Origin of the sequence: uncultured Marivirga sp. (genome assembly GCF_963974845.1) — a bacterium.
Classification (GTDB): domain Bacteria; phylum Bacteroidota; class Bacteroidia; order Cytophagales; family Cyclobacteriaceae; genus Marivirga; species Marivirga harenae.
The window spans coordinates 1-20,761 of sequence record NZ_CAXBEQ010000005.1 but is presented as its reverse complement, the minus strand read 5'-3'; the positions used below and the strand labels follow the sequence as shown (position 1 = coordinate 20,761).

Annotated in this window: 19 protein-coding genes; 11 read left to right on the top strand and 8 right to left on the bottom strand. The window is 36.1% G+C overall.

Annotated features, from left to right (window positions below):
• Nucleotide 1 precedes the first annotated feature (1 nt).
• The 5 genes from AAC601_RS12025 to AAC601_RS12005 form a co-directional block, all read right to left on the bottom strand.
• Nucleotides 2-997: a PD-(D/E)XK motif protein gene (locus AAC601_RS12025; RefSeq protein ID WP_340153399.1), complete on the bottom strand. Its 996-nt coding sequence runs from the start codon at nucleotides 995-997 to the stop codon at nucleotides 2-4.
• Nucleotides 984-3,767 carry a Z1 domain-containing protein gene (locus tag AAC601_RS12020; RefSeq protein ID WP_340153398.1) on the bottom strand — a complete coding sequence of 928 codons (2,784 nt, stop codon included), beginning with the start codon at nucleotides 3,765-3,767 and terminating at the stop codon, nucleotides 984-986. Before AAC601_RS12020 ends, AAC601_RS12025 begins: the two co-directional genes overlap by 14 nt.
• On the bottom strand, nucleotides 3,760-5,241 hold the full coding sequence (locus AAC601_RS12015) for an ATP-binding protein (protein ID WP_340153397.1): 1,482 nt from the start codon (nucleotides 5,239-5,241) through the stop codon (nucleotides 3,760-3,762). Before AAC601_RS12015 ends, AAC601_RS12020 begins: the two co-directional genes overlap by 8 nt.
• Nucleotides 5,234-6,811: a DNA cytosine methyltransferase gene (locus AAC601_RS12010; RefSeq protein ID WP_340153396.1), complete on the bottom strand. Its 1,578-nt coding sequence runs from the start codon at nucleotides 6,809-6,811 to the stop codon at nucleotides 5,234-5,236. The genes AAC601_RS12015 and AAC601_RS12010 overlap by 8 nt, the downstream gene beginning before the upstream one ends.
• A gap of 109 nt (nucleotides 6,812-6,920) precedes the next feature.
• The gene (locus tag AAC601_RS12005; protein WP_340153395.1) at nucleotides 6,921-7,070 is read right to left on the bottom strand and encodes a hypothetical protein; all 150 of its coding nucleotides are present in this window, start codon (nucleotides 7,068-7,070) and stop codon (nucleotides 6,921-6,923) included.
• A gap of 178 nt (nucleotides 7,071-7,248) precedes the next feature.
• Between AAC601_RS12005 and AAC601_RS12000 the strand changes: the two genes are divergently transcribed.
• The gene (locus AAC601_RS12000; protein ID WP_340153394.1) at nucleotides 7,249-7,467 is read left to right on the top strand and encodes a hypothetical protein; all 219 of its coding nucleotides are present in this window, start codon (nucleotides 7,249-7,251) and stop codon (nucleotides 7,465-7,467) included.
• A 92-nt stretch (nucleotides 7,468-7,559) separates the two neighbouring features.
• Here the strand turns inward: AAC601_RS12000 and AAC601_RS11995 are convergent, their stop codons facing one another.
• Nucleotides 7,560-7,709 carry a hypothetical protein gene (locus AAC601_RS11995; RefSeq protein WP_340153393.1) on the bottom strand — a complete coding sequence of 50 codons (150 nt, stop codon included), beginning with the start codon at nucleotides 7,707-7,709 and terminating at the stop codon, nucleotides 7,560-7,562.
• Between the two features lie 579 nt (nucleotides 7,710-8,288).
• On the opposite strand from AAC601_RS11995, the gene AAC601_RS11990 reads away from it, so the two are divergent.
• From AAC601_RS11990 to AAC601_RS11975, 4 genes are all read left to right on the top strand, one after another.
• Nucleotides 8,289-9,275: a helix-turn-helix domain-containing protein gene (locus AAC601_RS11990; RefSeq protein ID WP_340153392.1), complete on the top strand. Its 987-nt coding sequence runs from the start codon at nucleotides 8,289-8,291 to the stop codon at nucleotides 9,273-9,275.
• Nucleotides 9,276-9,547: 272 nt separating this feature from the next.
• Entirely contained in the window at nucleotides 9,548-9,964 is a 417-nt protein-coding gene (locus AAC601_RS11985; RefSeq protein WP_340153391.1) for a hypothetical protein, read from the top strand.
• A gap of 131 nt (nucleotides 9,965-10,095) precedes the next feature.
• The gene (locus tag AAC601_RS11980) at nucleotides 10,096-11,124 is read left to right on the top strand and encodes a hypothetical protein (protein WP_340153390.1); all 1,029 of its coding nucleotides are present in this window, start codon (nucleotides 10,096-10,098) and stop codon (nucleotides 11,122-11,124) included.
• Nucleotides 11,125-11,504: 380 nt separating this feature from the next.
• The gene (locus AAC601_RS11975) at nucleotides 11,505-12,344 is read left to right on the top strand and encodes an NmrA family NAD(P)-binding protein (protein WP_340153389.1); all 840 of its coding nucleotides are present in this window, start codon (nucleotides 11,505-11,507) and stop codon (nucleotides 12,342-12,344) included.
• A 251-nt stretch (nucleotides 12,345-12,595) separates the two neighbouring features.
• Here the strand turns inward: AAC601_RS11975 and AAC601_RS11970 are convergent, their stop codons facing one another.
• Nucleotides 12,596-12,745, bottom strand: coding sequence for a hypothetical protein (locus tag AAC601_RS11970; protein WP_340153388.1), 150 nt, complete (start codon nucleotides 12,743-12,745; stop codon nucleotides 12,596-12,598).
• Nucleotides 12,746-13,440: 695 nt separating this feature from the next.
• Here AAC601_RS11970 and AAC601_RS11965 point away from each other — a divergent pair.
• The 4 genes from AAC601_RS11965 to AAC601_RS11950 all read left to right on the top strand — a co-directional run bounded on the left by AAC601_RS11965 (nucleotide 13,441) and on the right by AAC601_RS11950 (nucleotide 18,675).
• The gene (locus tag AAC601_RS11965; protein ID WP_303269156.1) at nucleotides 13,441-13,878 is read left to right on the top strand and encodes a hypothetical protein; all 438 of its coding nucleotides are present in this window, start codon (nucleotides 13,441-13,443) and stop codon (nucleotides 13,876-13,878) included.
• A 271-nt stretch (nucleotides 13,879-14,149) separates the two neighbouring features.
• Nucleotides 14,150-15,283 carry a helix-turn-helix transcriptional regulator gene (locus tag AAC601_RS11960; protein ID WP_340153387.1) on the top strand — a complete coding sequence of 378 codons (1,134 nt, stop codon included), beginning with the start codon at nucleotides 14,150-14,152 and terminating at the stop codon, nucleotides 15,281-15,283.
• Between the two features lie 128 nt (nucleotides 15,284-15,411).
• Nucleotides 15,412-16,470, top strand: a complete 1,059-nt coding sequence (locus AAC601_RS11955; protein WP_340153386.1) for a serine hydrolase domain-containing protein — start codon at nucleotides 15,412-15,414, stop codon at nucleotides 16,468-16,470.
• Between the two features lie 114 nt (nucleotides 16,471-16,584).
• The gene (locus AAC601_RS11950; RefSeq protein ID WP_340153385.1) at nucleotides 16,585-18,675 is read left to right on the top strand and encodes an OmpA family protein; all 2,091 of its coding nucleotides are present in this window, start codon (nucleotides 16,585-16,587) and stop codon (nucleotides 18,673-18,675) included.
• A 48-nt stretch (nucleotides 18,676-18,723) separates the two neighbouring features.
• On the opposite strand, the gene AAC601_RS11945 is transcribed toward AAC601_RS11950, so the two are convergent.
• Nucleotides 18,724-18,873 carry a hypothetical protein gene (locus AAC601_RS11945; protein WP_340153384.1) on the bottom strand — a complete coding sequence of 50 codons (150 nt, stop codon included), beginning with the start codon at nucleotides 18,871-18,873 and terminating at the stop codon, nucleotides 18,724-18,726.
• Between the two features lie 378 nt (nucleotides 18,874-19,251).
• On the opposite strand from AAC601_RS11945, the gene AAC601_RS11940 reads away from it, so the two are divergent.
• Nucleotides 19,252-20,115, top strand: a complete 864-nt coding sequence (locus tag AAC601_RS11940) for an acyl-CoA thioester hydrolase/BAAT C-terminal domain-containing protein (protein ID WP_340153383.1) — start codon at nucleotides 19,252-19,254, stop codon at nucleotides 20,113-20,115.
• 412 nt (nucleotides 20,116-20,527) lie between these two features.
• Nucleotides 20,528-20,683 (top strand): hypothetical protein, encoded by a 156-nt coding sequence (locus AAC601_RS11935; RefSeq protein WP_340153154.1) that lies wholly within the window; start codon nucleotides 20,528-20,530, stop codon nucleotides 20,681-20,683.
• The last annotated feature ends 78 nt before the right edge of the window (nucleotides 20,684-20,761 follow it).

Genomic DNA, 20,761 nt, shown 5'->3' with positions numbered 1-20,761 from the left:
GCTATTGAATTTCGCCTAAAAGAGTTTCTTGATTTATTCTCCATTCCTCTGATTCGGATAGAACAATTGAATATTTCACATCACCAACACCAATTGGAATTTGGCTTTCGGTTATTCTTGGGAAATTTCCTGAAACACGGTAAAAGTTTTCTTGGCGAATGGTATAACCTCTTTCTTCATATAAAAGCCTATGTATTTCGTAATATCCAGATTCTAATAATTTTAGCTTAAAAAGATTGTTAGCCATTGTATTCTCTTTCAACATCTCCGAAACTTGATCAATAAGAAAATTTAATGATTCTCCATTTCCAACTCTTATGTCGAGTGAAAGATGATACAGAAATATTTTTTCAATGATGGAATCATCTAACTGTCGTTCACTAGTGATTTGTATTTTTTGATGATTATTACCGTGCGTAGTTTTGACTTCAACTGCCCAATTTGAATACTGAAAGTCTTGTATTGATTTTTCAGGGCCAAGCCAAGATTTTAAGCAATAGTTTTTATCAGATGTATTGTTCAAGAAAAAACGTAAAAAATAAATTTCACCGTAAAGACCTCTTTGTGCTTCATCTGATAATCCTTGCTTACCCACTTTTTCAAATAGGGATTGCCATTTTGCCAAACGCTCTAATAATTTTTCAACTAAAGTTTGCTCCGTTGATACTTCTGACACTCCAAAAATCAAATCTTCACATAGAGTAGAAAAAATATCTTTGTGCTGTTTATTGAGTAATAGAATGAGTAAGAAGTTCTTTGATTTATCTCTTTCATCAAGCAGTGTTTCTATCTTGATGTCTTTGAGTTTGTTCCATTGATTTTCTTCAAAAGAGAATGAGATACTTATTCTAAATGCAATACACCGCAGGTTTTCTGGCGCTTTTAAAGCAATAAACACATCAGGCAAAACTTCTGCTGAATATCGCTTATAAAGTAATCCTGAGTGATTGAAATTATCACCCTCTAAACCGAGCCAAATATTTTCAATCTTCGTCATCTCCATAATCTTCAAAATCTTCTTCAACAATATCAAATCTGTCGAGTAACTCCTCATTTACAGCATAAGATACTGGTGCGTTGTAATTACTTTTTGGGAAACTTATTGCGTAGCCAACAAATGGATTTATTCCTTTTGGTAAAGGATTTTTGGAGTCTATACTTTCCTCGGGATCAAGTAGGTAAATAATTAATATTGGCTTCTTTGGGTCTCTTAATTCATTTCTAACTATTTGCCCATTCGGATACATTGCCTCACCTGCTTTTTTTCTGTGAAGATTAGTTAGGTTCATTGCTCTTTCATATTCTTCATCAGTGAAATCAATAAATTCATCTGACGGACTTATAATATGCGATTTTCTTAAATAATATATCTGTTCATTTGAATTCTTATCATCTTCAGTTCTTTTCCATTGACCAATTTGAACTTCATTGCTATTTACTTCAATTGTTGAATTATTTTTCGGGTTAGGCTTAGTCATAAGAGCAATTCTCCAATCAGTTAATTCACCGTTTCTTAATTGTGCAGTAATAAATTGAATTAATTTTCTGGGTTCAGCCTTTTTAAGGTTTTCTACAGATTGTATTCCTTCAAAAAAGTTAATGACTTGCTCCGCAGGAATGTCATACCAAACAAAAGAATTTGGCTTTGTCACAAAATTTGATGGTAGTGTTCCTATGAATTTTTGTGTGTTTTTGAAGTTATTATCAATCACAGAAATGTCCTTCTTAAATTCATAAGATTCAACTAATCTTCCGGCCCATGAAATTTGAACTGTAATTGCAGAACGCATTTTATTTGTTGCCGATATTTGAAGAACACCAGGGTGTGTTCTAACTTTTAAGGCATATTGCTCAGGAGTTGAACCCGCAATATCTGTCATATAATCAAATTCTTCTCTTAACTCTTCTGATGCTTGAGTAATATGGCAAAACCATTCATTTAACTCTCTACTTGTAAACAGACGGCATAAATCTACATATCCTCCCCTATATCCAAACCAACGCCCCATTTGCATGAGAGTGTCATACATTCTTGATGCTCGTAAATAGTAGCTTACCGAAAGTCCTTCTAAAGTCAATCCTCTGGAAAGTTTATTTCCACCTACTGCGATTACCGAAAGTCCATTTTTATGGTCAAAATAGTCTAGGGCTTCACCCGAACCACCGTGTATGGATTTCACCTCAATTCTTGCAGCAGCGTCATTCAAATGTTGCAAAACTTCACTCCATTTATGAACTTGAATCTGAGAATCTAAATTTGTGAGTTCTGAATCTAAAATTTGTTGGGATACTGTTACAAAAGACCTATATCCATTTTCGTCTTGTTCAAATGTTGATTTAAACTCATCTAAAATAACTGAATCATTTTGGTCAATGCCTCTTCTGTAGTATATAAATTGATTAGACACAAGTTCGGCTATATGATCCTGCCAAAGCACAAACCTTGATACGTGAATAAGCATTGAGTTATGCACAGTAGTTTGACCTCTTAATCTTCTAATTGCACAAGTGATTATAAAGCAGCGAATTGCCCTTTTTAACGAATCGGGAAGCGAAGATGGTTTTTGGTCGTCCTTTTTATGTCTATCTGGCACAAAATCTCTGTAATCATTGATTCTATTAACAATTGGAAGAACTGTATTCGAAGTTTCATCTTCGTCCAATGGACTAAATCCAAAAACTTTTTCTGGACCAATGTAATTTGAAGGAGCTGGAATGTTCTTTATAAAGTTTCTTGGAAATAAGTTTTGGTCGTCCAATGGAATAAAAATATTGGCGAATGGAGTTGCAGTATAACCTACATACGCATTCTTACCAAAGAGATTAAGTATTTGAGTTATCCATCCGTTAATAGAACTTTGTCTTTCAGGGTCATTTGAAATATTGATAGAAGCGTTATCTGCCTCATCATCAATAAGTAAAAGAGATTTATTCCTAATAACGCGTCCAAGCTCGCTATCTTCACTAGCTTGTGCTCCCAGCCATTGATAAATTCTGCGTAGCACATGCGGATTCTTTTTTATAACCGCAACTATAGGTTCGGAAGTGTTAAAGTTTAAACCTAAAGCGTTTGCAGCACCTTGTGTGAAATCTCCTTTTTCAATGCTTGATGTTAAAGAGTGAGCAACTATTGGAGAGCCAAAGTAAGGGTCACCAACACCAACTTGAATACTTCTTTGGTCAAAAGCTCTTGTATGTTGTGTATCGAATCCTAAAAAGCTTTCGTCAATTCTTATTTGTGTTTGGCTTCTGAGATTATTATGAATTCCAGCTAAAACAATGATTAATCCAAAACCAGCATCAGCGGCTTTACATATAAGTCCAGTATAATTTGCGGTTTTACCTGATTGCACTTGCCCAACAACTAATCCTTTTTTATTAATTGTAGCCTTAATTGAAGGGTCGAAAAAGTTGTCAAGGATACTGTCTGTTATTCTATCAAGTTTATTTATTACATCTGGCGCAAAATTCTTTTCTATTTCCAAATACTCTCTATACCTTCCCCAAAAGCCATTTTCAAAATCAATATCTGCACGTTTTTCATTTAACCAAGGATTATTCTCGTCTTCCTTTAAAATAGTTCCAAACTCATCTTGTCTAATTGTATAAAGTTCTTCAATTCTTCTAATGAGCAATTCACGATTCTCATTCACGAAATACTTCATTTTAAGAACTTCATCAACTGCATCTTCAATTTCTTCTCTAGTAAATGAAGAACTATCGGATAAAAGTTGTCTAATATTTTTTATTGGGTCTTTTTTATTCATTTGTCAAAAATTCAATGTATTCTGGATAGAAATTATATGGTTCGGTATTTAATATTCTTGCCTTTGCTTTCTCAATAGATAATCCACTTGTTACAAAACCATTGAAAAGCTTTTGCATTGTTTCTTTTATCGCATTGTGGTCTATACCTTCAAAAGGTTGTCCGTATGGTTTTTCATTCTCGCTTTCTTGAAGAGTGATTAAGGGGACAGGTATTGTTTCCTCAATGAACTGAATTACCTTTTCAATGTCCTTTTTCAAATCGCCAGAGTTGGAAAGCAATTCATTTAAAAGAGGATGTTTGCGGTTGATTTTATAAAAACGCTTGCCGTGCCTAGCTCTTTCTTCCCAGAAGGGAAAATATTCATCCGAAGCCAATTTGCGTTTAAGTACTTTTCCTTTATGTCTGTATACCTCAACCGCTTGATTTCGTGCTTCCTTTGCAACTGCCAAAATATGATCACGGTATTTTGAAGGAGGTCTAGCAATAGATTTTTTGATATCAATTTGCCAATCCTCATCAAAATTATTTGGTAAATCTACTTGAATTCTACAAAGGTCATAGTGCCCTTCTTTTTTAAAGAGACCGAGCCAATCGCCAGCAACTAACAATCTGCGATTTCTATAGACGTAGAACCCTTGATGAGCAGTCCAACTATCTTTAGGGCCTTTACCATAATTATATTGTTCTGCTGAAAGTTTTGAGCGGTGTGGCAACACAAAGCCTTTAATTCTAATTGAACCTCCTTCTAATCTAGTTTCCGCTTTGCTTTGCAAGTGATCTATACCTATCATAAATGGATCCCAAGATTTGATTTCACGTTCACGGAAATATATTTTTAAATCTTCATCCATATATCTGTGAAACACCATTGATAAGTGAGATTTAACGGAATCCATAATTCCTAAAAACTTACTTTTGGCTTCTATATTGTCTCTATTGGTGCCATTTGTGAGTCTATCTAAATCCCACCAAACAACACAAGTTCCTGTTTCTAAGGTTTCAATTTTTTGAGTCCAATTTTCTTCATCTGGAATATGTCTAATTAATTTCCATGCTTCTGATACGTTTACATAGTCTAAATCCCAAGTCCAAAATACAGGCTTGTAGTCTTTTGCTTTTGAAAAAACTGTGAATTTTCGTGATTGGGAAAAGGAGGCCGTTTTCAAGCCTAATCCAAATCGTCCTAAATCGTTACTACTTCTTTCTTCTAATGGATTTCTACTTCCAGGTCGCATAGCTTGAATAAGTTGCTCATTATTCATTCCTGTGCCATCATCTAAAATAGACAATGTTGTGTTTGAACCTTTCCAATCGTAATCGATCCAGATATTCTTTGCTCCAGCAGTAATCGAATTATCTATAATGTCAGCAATAGCAGTTTCTATAGAATAGCCAATTGCACGAAAAGTTTCAATCATTGAACTTGCTTCTGGTTCTGCGGAAGTAGTTTGTATGTTGGAATAATCAATCATTTTCTGATCCTTTCAAAATACCATGGACAATAGAAGCAATTTGTAAAGCCAAGTAAGGAGGTACTGCATTGCCAACCTGATGAAATTGAGCTGTTCTGCTTCCTCTAAAAAGATAATTGTCAGGAAAAGTCTGTATCCTTGCTGCTTCCCTTACTGTTAGACTTCTACATTGTTTAGCATCGTAATGTATGAAATAATGACCATCCTTGGAGATGTGACTTGTTACTGTAGTTGCAGGCTTTTCAGCAACTTGAACACGAAATCTGTCAGTAAACTTGCCTGACTCCACATTTGCATGATCAGGAATTAAGTCATTATGATGTTTAGCATAATCCCGAAGTCTTGGGAAATCTCCATACTTTTCAACATATAAACTAGCAAACATGTAGCGCATTAGATCCTGTTTCAAATGGGATCTAGATTCATGATTGGGCACTCCTTTCAGTGCAGGGTCTAAATAATGTCTGGCTAATTCCTTTGGTATTTTTGATTCATCTATGAAATCTTTGCAAGCAACAAACTCGCTACCTTTCCCGTTTTGATATTTTTTTGGACCTTTACTTAAGCCATTTAAAGGTATCTCTCCCCAACCCTTAAGTTTATTTATCTGATCAAATATTAATTCTTGCCAAGTGGCATCATTATCATCAATATTTTTATAAAGTCTTTTTGGAGAGCCATTTTTATATTTTTCAGTTTTATGATACTTTTGAAACGATCGGGATACTCCACTTCTTATTTTTGGTAATTTACCTATTACCGATTGCAGATTTACAGCATCTGTTACGGTAAGGTATTTTCCTTGGTGCTTTAAATCATTTCTGATACCAAGAAGTATTACTCTGTGTCTTTTTTGAGGTATGCCATATTTCTCAGCCCTGATTAAAAAATCTTTGTCCTTTTCGACCGGCTTAACTAATGAATGAATATTATATAAACCATTTACTCGAAGATCTTTTTTCATCCAATCAAACACCTTATCTTCACCAACTTTTGCAGATAATAGTCCTTGTACATTTTCCATTATGAACACCGCGGGATTATGTTTTTCAATAATCCGAAGATATTCTCTATATAGGTAAACTCTATGATCCGCAGGGTCAATACCTCCCACTCGAGACCTACCAACATTAGAATATGCCTGACATGGAGGCCCACCAATCAATAGCCATTCCCTATTTTTACCTAGTCGCTCAGTAATTAGTTTATCCACTCTTTCAGCGGGCCATTCTTTCGAACCTAATTCTACTAATTGTGCTTCATGTCTGGCTATTTCCCCTTCTGGATATTTATTAAGTGCAGTTTCGATTATTGTTTCGCGTTTACTTAAATTTTTCTCTTCTATAGCATCATAATATTCTCTTGGCAATTCTGTTCCGTTTTTCTTAAATTGTCTATAAAAGCTTCTCCAAGTTAAAGTTTTATGAGCATTTTCATCTTTTTCTATAGACAACTTTATATCAAAAACTGTACGACCATTCTTGTCTATATAGCCCATAAAACCTTCACCAAGTCCTCCTGGGCCAGCAAATAGATCAATAATTGGTATTGGATTTATAAGTTTATTCATCAGGTATAATTCGAAAAATTATAAGTTATAGTCTAACTTATAAAATTGAAGAAATTAAATCGCATTTGATAGAATTTTCTAACTGAATTAATGATCATTATTATAAAACCTAATTCTTACACCCATTCTTACCACAAGTAATTCTTTCACTTGTATTCACCCACTGACTAGGATGATCATTAGTATTAGTTCCACATCCGGTAGTACCACCTTTAGTTCCCTTATGTACTTCTTGAGTTGGGGTATGTTTAACAGGCATGATCTTTTAGGTTTAGTTAAAATATTAATTTTTTTAATGTATTACTTTTAGTTTACATAAAAAAGGGTCTTTAGACGAATAAACTAAAACCTTAGACGAAAAGTGCTACTTTTATAAATTACACTTGTTCACTATATGATATTATTACCTATATTCCGTAGCATATAACACTTTAGCCATGAAACTTCTTAAACCTTCTCTCCTATTTATCACTATCCTACTTTTTTCATTTAATACGGTAGTTGATCATGTTTACATTTGTGATAGCAAAAGCGCTAAAAAGTATCACTACAAAAAAGATTGCAGGGGTTTAAATGCCTGCAAAGCAAAAGTGGTAAAAGTAACTTTATCAGAAGCCAATGAATCCAAGCGAACACTTTGTGGTTGGGAGGATTGAGAGTTCAATTTGTTGAAAAGTAAAATGACGGTTATATTCTTTATAATAGCCGTCTAATTTTTTGATATTTTCTGAATAAAGAAAATACAAATCTAATTCCTACAACCACTCTTCTCACAAGTAATTTTGTTTCTTGTATACACCCATTGGCCAGGATGTTCTTTAATACTGGTGCCACATCCAGTGGTTCCTCTTTTCGTTTCTTTGTGTATTTCTTTGGTAAGGGTATGTTTTACAGGCATGATCTTATAGGTTTTAGTTGATTTTTTACTATATCTAATCTAGAATTTTAAGTTTAGATAGAAAAATAGGTTTAGACGAAGGAATTGAAACCCTAGATGGAGAGACAAATTTATTCGATAAAAATAGCCTAAATGATGGTCACTCTCCTTTCTATTCTTATTAATTAAAACTCATTAACTTAAAAAATTATAATGCTTAAATCAAAAATGATGAGAAGCATTTCTATAAAGGATCATTAACCAAAAGAGATAGAGATTATACTATTGCCGTAAATGAGAAAGGATATTTTGATTTAATTGATAAGATAATTGAGCCATTAAAAGGATTCAGTCGCCACTTTCAAGTAAGAATTCTAGAATACGTATCACAAGAACACTCAGTCGTTGTCACTGGATTATATGTCGCAAAATCTAAGAAATTAGCTACATAGAAATTCATTTAACTTTTAATAAGCACGAACATATATGTCGTCCAGTTTAAAGGTCTGGAGTCTTACATACTTTAACATTTAAGCATATTTTCAAATTAATTTTAGGTGAAAACATTGTATTATTGTAGTGTTTAATGGATAGCACAAGATGTATTTTGTTAGTTACAGCATTTATAAAAAAGCAAGGGATTTAGCTGAAGCGCAAGGAGACCCATATGAAATCATAAAACGGCATGAAGAAAGTCGAGAAATACAGAGCAATGCAAAGTACATTCCAGCCAGCCTTTTGTATGACTTATATGAATGGTGTTTTGATAATCTTGATGACAATTTTAGTGTCATGCAAGGGACACAAATGACAGCTGACGATTACGGTACTTTAGGCTTATCCTGGAAAACTTGTTGGAAGGCTCGGGAAGTACTTGATCGAACTTCGCGATTTATGACTTTAATTACGGACCAGGGATCACTGGAGATTTCAGATAGAGATAATCTTACTGTGCTAAAGCTTGTCAGAGACACTAGCCGAAAGGGCCATGAAATAGGTAATGAAGTAGGGTTTATTATGTTTAATAAAATTCTAAAAGAAGTAACGGATAAGGAAATACGTCCTGTCTCAGTGCATTTTAAGCATAAGGTTAGCTCTTTAGACTCTTTGAAGGAGTACTTTGAATGCCCTGTCTATTCGGAAGACAAATCGAACCTTTTAGTTTTTAAGACTGAAGACTTAAATATGCCCACTGTTAAGGCTGATAGAAGTATTAATCATTTTTTAACGGAAAGAATGAATGAAGAATTATCTAACATTCAAACTAATTCGGATCAAATGCTTAAAGAGCTTCATCAGCTTTTGAAGGATGCATTACCAAGCGGAGTGCCAAGTGTTGTTCAAGCTGCAGATCACTTAGGGATGAGTACAAGGACTTTAAACCGAAGACTTTCGAAGAGAGGGCTGAGCTTTCGAGCTTTTTTACAAGATATTCAGAAATCTACTTCCCTAAGCTTATTAAAAAACACTCCGCAGTCCATAGGAGAAGTGGCCTTTCAGGTGGGTTTTTCCGAACAAAGTGCCTTTAATAGAGCCTTTAAAAGGTGGACGGGAGTAACGCCAATCGAATACAGAAAGCAGGTGTAGATAGTTTTACCAGGCACTTTTTTGAAGCAACAATTTTGTACTCGAAAACCTTCTTGCTTACAAGCTGAGTTCGATTCTTATTCAGGATTCAGAATGCCTATAAATAGTGTTTTTACTGAATAGAGCCTGTAGAATTTCTTCATTTAAATAGCGCATGGCTTAAACTGTCAAATGATTGTCATTTAAGGTCAAGAAGGATACCTTATTATTCCTCATTTTTGGTTCATAATGTGACACGGTATTATTACTTCAACACTTTAAATAGAATCATCATGAAGAAAATTATAGGTTTTGATCAAGCTGTAAGGGTCATTCTATTGATGGTTTGGGCTCTCATTCTATTTCATGCTTCCATTTTAATTGGAATCCTGGGATTTGACTATGCTCCTATCGATTTGTTGTGGGGCGGTAAAATGCAAACGAGGCAGCAATTGTTAACTTTTGAAATGGTCTCACTGGCCGCAGTAGTTCTTATCCTATTGCTTGTATTAATTCGAGCTAAAAAAGTCAATTTCAGCAAATTGATAGGCTTTAGCAAGATCGCCATGTGGTTTCTTTTTGTCATGTTTATGCTGAATACAGTGGGGAATATTATAGCTCCCAGCAATTTTGAAAGAGCTTTCGCCCTTGTGACAGCTGCATTATCCGTCTTGTTTTTACGCCTTGCAATTGAAAAAAGTGAAGTTTAAGGGAATCATGTGATATAAGCACGAAGGCTTAAAGACAAGAATCTGAGTCAAATCCAATTATCAAGAAATAGTCTCCTTAATTCAGAACTATATATAAAGTAAACATTTAACTATTGAATCCTTAGCTAGCCATGAATAGAAGAATTCTTGCGGTGACCTTACTGCTAACCTTAATTATCCTGACCGGAACAGGTTTAGTCATGTATTTTACACCCTTCCAGAAACGAATAGCATCAATACATACTGTATTCGCGCTATTATTTATGCTTGCCATTCTCTTTCATATGGTAAACAACAAATTACCATTGAAAAATTACCTAATTGGAAAAAGACTAGCAAGATTCAAGAAGTTTCAAGTGCCCCTAATCATACTGGTGATCGTATTATTGACCACAGGCTTATATCATGAGGTGCCGGTACTCAATTCATTATATTCATATGGCAACGCACTAAGAAATCAGCAAGCTGGAAAATCTGAAGAAAACTTTGATTATCAAATTATTGAAGTTGATAAGGCTCTTGGTAAGCATCGAATCAGTGTGGAATTAAAAAAGGGAGTGGCCTTTCAGTATCCTTTATTCGCCATTTGGGCTGAAGATACACTGGGTAATTATATTGAAACATTATATATCTCCCGGGTGATTGCTTCAAGTACTTTTGATTATGGCGTTAAGGAAGGTGATGAGTGGAAAGCTTCTACTAAAAGACGTCCTGAAGCACTACCTCGATGGTCCCACCAAAGAGGTGTTGTAGCAAGTGATGGTTTGTATGTACCAATTGATAATCCGATTGATCTCGATGGAGTGTCGGGAGCAACTCCCACCAGCAATTTTGTGGTGAATGTGAAAAGTGATCTGAATAGTCACTCATATTTTAAAATTTTTCTCGAAGTCAATCAATCATACGACTGGAATGATTACTACAGTAAAGACAAATTCCCTAATGATAAAATTTATTCGGGTGATGGAAAAGTAGGACAACCCTCCTTGGTATATGAAGCAATAGTAAATCAGGAAGAATTAATTAGTAAATCACATAAAATCATGAAGTTGGTTGGTCATGGTCATCATTCAGGGAAGGATGGGACTTTATATAAAGATTTGTCCCAGATTACCACCGCAAAAAATATTATAGACCGGATCATATTAACCATAGAATGATCAAATTGACTCTTACATTTAGCATTTTAAATAAGGTGGTCATTCCTTTCTTTGAGCGCTGATGCATCCCATTCTTTCAAGTCTTATTTACATATTACAAACGATATGGAAACGCAAATCATGTAATTATTAAGCTAAATAATATGATAAGAATCTAAAAGGATTTCAAACCCATGAAATAGTTAATAATATAGTATTGGCCTAATTAGCCAAGTAGTTGTCGTAGCCAGTCAAATTTAGCCTATCCAAATCCCTGATCTTTACATGATGAACAAAACGAAATACATAATACACCTACCAAAACCAGCGATTTTGATGATGGGTATTTTAGTCGCTTTTGTAATTGTAATTATCATTTTCAAAACAGAAAATTTATTAATATGAAACAAAAAATTTTAGTAATTGGTGGCACTGGTAAAACCGGGAGAAGAGTCGTTAAAAACCTTAAGGAACTAGGACATAAAGTCAGAGTGGGATCAAGAAACGGTAATCCTGCATTTGATTGGGACGATCCTTCAACTTATGCTGCTGCATTAAAAGATATGGATAGAGCCTACATTGTATATTATCCAGACTTGGCTGTTCCTGGCGCCAAGGAGGCTATTAAAAAATTGACTGACGCAGCATTTATAGAAGGACTTGAAAAGGTAGTTTTACTTTCGGGAAAGGGTGAATCTGAAGCAGAAGCATGTGAAGAGATAGTAGCGGATTCCGGCTTGAACTATTCTTTGGTAAGAGCATCTTGGTTTAACCAGAATTTCAGTGACGGGGCATTTCGTGATTTTGTAATGTCAGGTGTAGTCGCTTTGCCAATGCCTGATGCAGAAATTCCGTTTGTGGACGTTAATGATATTGCCGATGTGGTGACCAAAGTACTACTAGATGACCATTATAACAGCCAAACAATAACAGTTACGGGCGCGAAAAAAAGAACTTTTAGAGAAGTAGTGGAAATCTTAGCTAACGGATTAGGACGGGAAATTCAATATCAACCCATCTCAATTGAAGAGTTTAAGGAGGGAATGACTGCTGCTGGCTTACCTACTTCTTACGTTTGGCTATTTGGATACCTCTTCAAAGAAGTGCTTGGTAATCCTGCTAATCAAACTGTATCCCATGATGTTGAGAAGATACTCGGACGCAAACCCATAGATTTTGAAGAGTATGTAGCTTATACTGCTAAAACAAGAGTATGGAAAACAGAAGCTAAGACTCTATAATCGTAAGGCAAGGGTGAGTAGCTTTGCGGAATGAATCTCAGAGCTACTTACATTAGATTCCAGAGGTTTAAATGCTTAAAAAGCAAAAGTAGTAAAAGCTACTTTACCTGATACAAAAGAGTCCAAGAGAACCCTTTGCGCTTGGGAGAATTGAAACTGTATTTGATCAAAATAAAAAAGATGATTTTAATCATTAAATTTAAGCCGTCTAATTACTTTGATTTGTTTCTAATCCATAATAAAGTAGAAATCTAATTCCTACAGCCAATCTTCTCACAGGTAATTTTGTTTCTTGTATACACCCATTGGCTAGGATGGTCATTAGTATTAATCTCACATCCGGTGGTTTCTCCTTTGGTGCCTTTATGTATTTGTTGTGTTGGGGTATGTTTAACTGGCATATGCGCTAGGTTTTAGTTAAAATATATAGATCTATAAGCTACCACTTCTAGTTTACTTATAAAAGATCATTTAGATAAAGCAACTAAAAGTAGACCAAAAATAGACTTCACCCCCCTATTCTCTAAATCCCTTTGGTTTTCACCCTCTAAACAGAAATCATTTAATATAGTCAAGCGAATATGCGTGAGGCTTCGGCAGTACGCATATATGCGCACCTTATATCGACCACGCATATATGCGCACTTCATTTCACCCTCGCATATATGCGGCCCCTAAAATTATAGTATGCGTGATTTTATGTTCGCTTTACGCATATTTTATTTTACAAAAACTATATATGCATTACTTTATTTGGTAAAAAGTAAATAAGCCACGCGTAAATATTATTTTTGGCACAATGCTTGAATGTTCTTTTAGCATATGTTAAAACCTAAAATTGATGTCTTATGAAAAGGAAATAAGTAAGTGCCCGAGTGTTTCAATTCGTTCGAAAATATCGCAAACTCAGCCAACAGCAACTGGCTATTAAACTCAATGTGAACCAATCGACCATCTCCAAAGTCGAGCTGGGGATTCATTTCCCCTCTGCCCTGCTTTTGAGACGTATGGAGCAATTCATGAATAGTAGTATACGGGAATTGGCAATCCTATCCCGTTAAAAAAAAGTATGTTCAACCCTTTAAATATAAAACAAATGAAAACCCTAGAGCAAATGACAAACGAGCAGTTGACTTATCTGAAGCAGAAATGGTCAGCTGAAGCCAAAGAGCTAGATAGAGATATTGTACGTTCACAAGTACGATTGACCAACAAATTGTCTAGACAGGAAATGGATAAAAATGAGATCGATGTCTTGAAGGAGGATTTAGCAAATGCAGAAAGTCTGCTAGAGCATTTGAATAGCACCAGTGCTCCTCAAGAGATGATTAATAACCAGCAATCATTGCTGGATAAAATTACAATGGAGGTAGAAACGGAATCTAAAGGTAGAAACATCCTCACTGTTGAGGAAGTCTACCTTCAGCAAGCCAGTATTGATGACCTGAAATTGCAAAAGCAATATAGAGAAGATAAGATAACTGAAATTGAAAGTCTTCTAGCTGCACAATATATGATCATTTCATCGCCTTAAGCCCCGTGGATTGTATAATTCAAGGGGCTTTTTATTTGTCCAATGCCGTTCTGCATTCTAGGCAAAAGCCTTGTACCTCACTTTTATTTTTAAAATCCCCAATTTTTTTTATCAAGTTTGCTTAATAGCAGTGGGCTGGTTCATGACCATATTTATATTCTTTTTAAGTTTCTCTTTTGCAAATTGATGAATAGCACCAAAATCAATTTTTTTATTAGCTATTATCCGCAACTATCCACAATTTAGCTGATGTTTTTAAGAAAAAATATTCATGCATTATAGCTTTCTTTTTGTTGTTGTAGTGATATCAATCTCCGTATCTCTACTTTTAGCGCTTTTTCTTTTGACGTTAAAGTCTCCTAATCAACGCAGTAATTATCTTTTTGCTAGCTTTCTGTTATTGACAGCTATCGATATAAGTGGTTTTTTTTATAGTTCAAGTAATGGCCTCATTACTAATTTAGCCATGATGCGGAATCTGGTGATCTTCTTGCAATTACCTACTTTGTATCTGTACGTATTATCCGCTTGCTATTCAAATTTTAGGCTTCGACCTAAGCACCTTTTACATGCACTTCCATTTGTTGTGGTAAACCTGATGTTCTTGCCCCGCTTCTACTTGCAAGCAAATGAGCAGAAAATACAGTTTCTTAGCAATTTTAAAGAGGTATTTGAAGTACAAGTCAATCATGTATTGCTGCATTTGCAAGTACTGGTATATCTGTTATTGATTTTCTTAGCCATCCGCAAGGCGAGAAACTTATACCTCGAAAATAACGCAGGAAGGAAAGTGCTAGCCTACCAATGGCTATTTCAGTTAGCCACCGCTATATCTTTATTTTATGCCCTAGCCCTGCTCAAAAACATCTTCAAGTTTTCATCTTATGATCATATTTCAGATTTGCTGCGCGCTGCACTGTATGTTTTTTACTTAGTGATCATTTGTTGGTATTTAATAAAATCATTAAAAAACCCAGCACTCTTCAGAAATGTAGATTCTAAGCAGAAGTTGGTGGCTACTTTGGTAGAGGAAAATAGGACTAGCGCAGATAAGGAGAATACAGCTAACAATTCTCGAATTAAGCTGCTCAATGACTATATGCTTCAAAAGAAACCTTTCCTTGATCCGTCCATAAGCATTCAAGACTTATCCGAGCAAATAGGTATGCAGCCAAGGGAACTTTCTGTATTAATTAATCATGAAATTGGCCTTCATTTTTTTGACTATATCAACTCCTTTAGAATCAAGAAAGCGACTCAGATTTTATCAGATCCGAACAATAAGCAGATAACGGTGCTCGAAATATTATATGAAGTAGGCTTCAATTCTAAGTCTTCTTTTAATACAGCCTTTAAAAAACATACCGGCTTTACCCCTACCCAATATCGCAAAAAGCACTCATAATCAAGCTCTTGTAAAAAGTCGAACGTTCTGTTTTTTCATTAAAGCGTTCGACTTTAGGTAGTCGGTCGAATATAGTTGACTATTCATGCAGATTTGTGACATCATAAATTCACAAAACAAAAAAAAATATGAAAACTGTATTTACCATAATTTCGCTCCTCCTCTTCATGAACGCATTTACTTTTGCGCAAACTACCAAACAACGCCTCGACTCCCTTGTCAATAGCTTTCATCAGGCAAATCCTGAAGTGAGTATGAGCGTAGGCTTTGTACAAGAAGGCGAAGAGTTTTTTACTGCTTATGGCAATTTAAGCAGAGAAGGCAATGAAGCTGTGGATAAGCATACGCTATTCGAAATTGCTTCTATCACTAAAGTCATAACGACTAACCTAATTGCTCAGGCAGTATTAGAAGGTAAACTAAAAGTTGATGATTATATAGATGATTATTTGCCTAGTGCTTATCAGCTGAATAAAAATATCCGAAATAAGATTAGCATATCAGATTTGGCATCGCACCAATCAGGATTGCCGGACATTGATTTTAAAGTGCTTATTGAGAAAGATGCACAACAACCTACTGGCAGTGTGGACCAACAATTAATAGCCAATATGATTAATGATTGTGATAGTTTAAAGGACTACGGCAATTATAGATATTCTACTGTTAGCTACGTGCTGCTTGGCCAAATTTTAGAAGAACTATATAATTCAAGCTATGAACAGCTGATCAAAGAACGAATTTTCGATCCTCTGAAGATGACCCGAAGCTTTACGAAGGATTATGACGTGGAAAATGCAGCAATAGGTTATAATGGAGAAGGTGGCTTACAAGCTCCTTTCATCTGGAATATTGTTGCCCCAGCAGGCTTAATCAAATCAAGTACTTCTGATATGATGAAATTCTTAAATGCATTATTAGATGAAACTACTGCTATTGCTAATGCTGCGAGAATAACGGAAGTCGGTCACTTTAAGGCAGGAAATGAAGCAATAGGTCTAGGGATTAATACTATTCAGGATGGGGATAATACCTTGTACCTTAAATCAGGAGATTCTATGGGGCAGTCCTCTATGCTTTGCTATAATAGGAAAGCTAAATGGGGAGTTCTTATCTTTATAAATCAGAATAACTCGAAGTTGAGAAATGATATGCTAAACACAATGTATGAAAGCATTTTGAGGTAGGGATTGAAATAGTTGTAGCTTGGATGATTATTATCGCGAATAAGAATTTGTATACTTTAGTATTATTAGATGATTTCTATTAGTTTAGCGCACTAATTGAACTCAAATAAACTTATGAAGTACTTTTTGCTGCTATTTTTATGCTGCACTTCTCCCCTTTTCCTGTCTGCACAAACCCACTATTTAATGCAGGAAGATTTTACATCTCCCACTTATGGATGGCAGTTCAAAAGTGATAGCAATGCCCACTATCATTATGACGGTCAGCGCTTAAGCATCGATAGATCACATCAAACAGATCGATTTGCTACCTATTCCCACATTGCTATCAATCCTAAAACAGACTACAAAATAGAAGCGTTGGTAAAGCAAACGCAAGGTGATAATGCGGGCTCCTACGGCATCCATTGGGGCTCTCATTTTGAGAGCAGATCAACCTTCTCTTTTATCATTAATTCATCAGGAAGCTTTAAGATTTATTCAAGCTGGGGTTCTAGAATCAAGGAATTCACAGCCTGGCGAAAGTCTGCTGCCATTCAAGGCAAAGGCCAAAACAATAAAATGACGATTCATAAGCGAAAGGAAACGATCTTTTTCAGCATTAATGAGAAGGAAGTAGCGGAAATACGAGCTAGTAAGGTCCATTTTCAAGGAGGTAGAATTGGTACCGTTTTAAATGGAGATATTGGCATAAGCGTGGATTATTTTCATGTATTACAAGATAAGCCAGCCATTAATGAATTAGCAGATCAGTCGCAAATAATCAAAGAAAAGCTACCCTATCCGATCAATACCGAGGCAGAGGAATTAATGCCTATTGTCTCTTATGATGGAAAAACCTTCTACTTTACCCGAAATGAACACGATGAGCAGGCACAAGAAATCTGGAAATCTACATTAGAAGATGAGCAATGGGGAGCTCCGATAAAGTTGGGATTTCCATTGAATACTCTGGGTCATAATAATGTGATGGGGATTTCAACGGATAATGCAAAACTGATTTTGAGCAATACGTATTCCGAAGATGGCTTAAGCTTGACTCATAATGGCTTTTCTGTATCGAATTGGGATGGTGAAAAGTGGTCTATTCCTGAAAAAATTGAAATATCTAGTTATATGAATTCTTCTAATTCTGCTGAAACGAGTCTTTCTGCCACAGGTAAAAGCATGATATTATCCATAAAAACCGGATATAATGAGGGAATGAACGACCTATACTTATCTACTGCAAGATCGTACAGCAAAAGTTGGTCAGGAGCTAGAACTTTAGGAAAAGTAGTCAACAGCTTCGGAAATGAAATTACTCCCTTCCTAGCGGCTGATGGAAAAACGCTCTATTTCTCCAGTGAAGGACATTCAGGTTATGGCTATCAGGATATTTTCATGAGCCGTATGTTAGATGAAAGAGGGTATGAATGGAGTGAGCCTATTAATCTAGGTCCTGAAATCAACACTTCGAAATGGGACGGTTATTTTACGATTCCGGCCCAAGGAAACTGGGCCTATATGGTGTCCGCTAACGATAGCCTTGCTCAATTAGATATCTACCGAGTAAAACTCCCCGAGCAGCTAAAACCCGATCCTGTGGTATTGATAAAAGGCAAGGTATTAGATGCTGTCACAAAAGAACCTTTACAGGCTCAGCTCTATTTTGAATCATTACCTAATGGAAGAAGACAGAATTCCATAAAGTCTAAAGCAAGCGATGGCAGCTACCAAATCATTCTTCCCTACGGTAAACACTATGGCTACTACACACAGCTAGAGGGCTATTTGTCTACACACGGTAATATCGACTTGCAGCAGAAAGAGAATTATCAAGAAATTACCCGAGACATCTATTTAAGTCCACTAAGCGAAGGTTCCTTTATTAGTTTGAATAACGTATATTTTGCGCAAGGGAGCTATGAAATTCTAGAAGCCTCACATCCTGAATTAGACCGATTAATAAGGCTTATGCGATCCTCCGAAACCATGGAAATAGAAATTGGAGGGCATACCGAGCGAAGAGGTTCGGCAAGGCTAAATAAGATCTTATCGCAGGATAGAGCAGATGCTGTGAAAGCTTATATAGTACAAGCTGGCATTCACGAAAAAAGAATTAAAACCAAAGGCTATGGCTCGTCCAAACCTGTAACGGATGGCAAAACAGAATTAGAACGAAAGCAGAATAGACGGGTGGAATACACTATTTTGTCTTTATAAGCCGTCTAATAATTTTGATTTATTTCGAATCGATAATAAAGTAGAAATCTAATTTCTACACCCACTCTTCTCACAAGTTACTTTGTTCCTTGTATACACCCAATGGCTAGGTCGGTCTTTCATACTAGTTCCACATCCAGTGGTTCCTCTTTTTGTTTCTTTATGTATTTCTTTGGTCAGGGTATGTTTTACAGGCATGATCTTATAGGTTTTAGTTTAATTTTTCTATTTCTAAAATAGAGTTTTCAGTTTAGATATAAAAGCAGGTTTAGATGAAGAGACTAAATCCTTAGACGAAATTGGGTTTTTCAGTCATTGGCTGAATCTGTTCTTCCAAAACATTTACTTTAAGCTCTCAAAGCTTTTTTTCGTTTACTTCTAAACACAGAAATTGTGATTATTTCGACAAACCCATAAGCAAAATGGCGACTATAAATGGAATATTTCACTGCGTCACCACCCGGTCTTTCAAAAGTCGGGTAAAAGTCAGCTTCATCAGCTGCAAGTTCATATTTTTTTGATCTAAATTTGAACGGTAAAATTGGATAAAATCAAATACCATTAAAACTATCAAGTATGAAAAAAAGAAGTATGAAAATCTTGCTAATAATCGGCCTCTTAATCGCTGCAGGTCTAATTTACATTTTTACTTATGTTCCGCCTCTTTCGGAACAGCACGGGAAAGTTGCAACGAAATTGTATTTGGGTGCCGGTGACCAACAAGCTCTGATCGTTGCTTTTGGTGGTGGTGGCGGTGGAAATGATTGGGCCAGAGACTATATGAAAGAAAAAAGAGATAGTCTTAACGACATGGGTTATGCGGTATTGGCTCTTGCCTACTTCAATTTTGGGGATATACCCACCTATTTAGATCGGATATCATTAAATGCAATTTCTGACAGTATATTAAGTGTCGCAAAGCATCCAAAAATAGATGAGAATAAGATTGCATTGATGGGCGGATCTCGAGGTGCGGAATTGGCCTTAAATTTAGCGAGCAGATTTAATCATTTTCAAGCGGTTATTGCCTTGTCAACTTCAAATGTCAGCTTTCCCGCCATCACCTGGTCAGCTAATACCTCTTCTTGGACCTATAATGGAGAAGAAGTAGCTTATGTCCCAGCTACTTTCAGCACAATTTCACCCGCATTAAAGGGTGATTTATACACCGCCCACAGCATGATGTTGAAGGATGAAGAGGCTGTAAAAAAGGCGGAGATTAAGGTCGAAAATATCAATGGTCCGATTTTGATTATGTCTGGGAAAAAGGACAATTCATGGCCGGCAACTGAAATGTCGAATCAGTTGATGGAGCGGCTGAAACAAAAGGGTTTTGGGTTTCATAGCCAACATGTGGTTTTAGATGGTGGTCATATTGCACCTTTAGATCATTTTAATGTGGTGTATGATTTTCTGGAGGAGCATTTTGCAGCTAAATAGGTTAATTTCACCCCTATGGGCCTTCATACAGACGCTTGACTAGCTAGTGACCATGATTTAGCTGCTGCGGAGCTTTTTTGCTGTGCGCATTGTTTAAACTTTCTAAGTCCCAAAGGGACGATAGTTAAGTATTCCAGTGACAGCGGAACCCCAGCTCTGTAAGGACTACATGGTGTTACTTTTGTTAGTGATGTGGCATGTAATGTCACCCCTACGGGGCTCCGTATAGTCCGCAGGACTAGCTAGTTACCGTAATGTAGCTCCTACAGAGCTGTTTGATAGTCAGCATTGATCAGGCTTCCCAAGTACCACAGGATAGTTAAGTACTCCACTGACAGCAACAACCCTAGCACTACTGTAAGGACTATTTTATGTTTCTGTTGGTAGTAAGGTGGACTATAATGTCACCCCTATGGGGCTTAAGGGCTCTGCTGTAGCTCAGTTACCGTACTATAGCTCCTACGGAGCTTTGGTACAGGCCGCTTGGCTAGCTAGTTACCGTAATGTAGCTCCTACGGAGCTGTTTGATAGTCAGCATTGTTCAGGCTTCACAAGTACCACAGGATAGTTAAGTACTCCACTGACGGCAATAACCCTAGCACTACTGTAAGGACTATTTTATGTTTCTGTTGGTAGTAAGGTGGAC